The sequence below is a fragment of the Hyphomonas sp. UBA3601 genome, from assembly GCF_002375605.1.
In the GTDB taxonomy this organism is placed as follows: domain Bacteria; phylum Pseudomonadota; class Alphaproteobacteria; order Caulobacterales; family Hyphomonadaceae; genus Hyphomonas.
Map to the genome: position 1 here is coordinate 42,258 of NZ_DFME01000047.1, position 1,063 is coordinate 43,320.

At 60.4% G+C, this 1,063-nt stretch carries 2 protein-coding genes; both read left to right on the forward strand.

From position 1 onward, the window contains the following. A partial coding sequence (locus B4F73_RS05710) for a 4Fe-4S dicluster domain-containing protein (protein WP_290482705.1) occupies positions 1–372 on the forward strand: 372 nt, incomplete at its 5' end. A 137-nt stretch (positions 373–509) separates the two neighbouring features. Continuing rightward, positions 510–1,063, forward strand: a 554-nt coding sequence (locus tag B4F73_RS05715; protein ID WP_290481750.1) for a hypothetical protein, incomplete at its 3' end; no start/stop codon positions are given.

Here is a 1,063-nt window from a genome sequence, read left to right on the forward strand (position 1 = left end):
GCAGCCGCACTGAAGCCAGCCAAGAAGTTCAAGCCGATCGACTATCCGAAGCCGGATGGCAAGATCAGCTTCGACAAGCTGACCAATGTGTCCTTCACCAATACCTATCATGGCGAAGACCAGCCCGTTCACCTTGTCGTGAAGGACATGGCGCTTCAGAAGTCTTCCGAGCATGATGTCTATGCTGGCCCATCGGCGCGTTACTGCCCGGCAGGCGTCTATGAGTGGATTGAGGAGGGCGGCGAACTGAAGTTCCAGATCAACTCCCAAAACTGTATTCACTGCAAGACTTGCGACATCAAGGATCCAAATCTGAACATCAATTGGACCGTGCCCGAAGGTGGTGGCGGCCCGGCCTATCCGAACATGTAATCAGGGCTTCAAGCCTTATGGTTTCCGGAAAGCGCGATGGGGTTAACCCTGTCGCGCTTTCTCCATTTCGCGCCTTGCTCTTGCCGCATCGGACTGCTTCACTCGGCGTCAAAGCGAACCCGAAGTGAGCCATTCATATGCGCCCAAGACTAACCCTTACTGCCTCTATCCTGACCCTTTCGCTCGCCCTTGGGGCCTGCGCCACAGAGCCCGCGCCTGCCTTGCAGGAGGTCGAGGCCGAAGTGCCGATCGCTCAAAGCGCTGTGCCACTCTCCCCGGCGGCCCGCGCCACGGCCGTGATAGGGGCAAACGGCAAGCCGGTCGGTATTTCCGCGTATCCGGCGCCGCTGGATGCGGTGAAGGCCGGTGACATGGCCGCCTTCCTTCAGATGACCTCCGGCCTGTCGCAGGAAGACCGCGATGTCAGTCCACTATTTGATGCCTTCCTGGCGCTGGACCGGGCGGCTGACGGCGACACGGTTGCGGCGCGCAACATATTGAAGACCTCCAACAGCCAGAGCGATGAAGAGGGCGAGACCGGCTTTTACGCCTTTCTTGATGCGTGGTTGCTCGCCATGGACGGGCGTCCGGATGAGGCGATCGAGCGCCATCGCGGTGCTGCGGGGGCCATGCCCGGTCTGACGGGAGACCTGTCCCTTGCCGCCATGCTGGAAGCATCGGGACGGCCAGA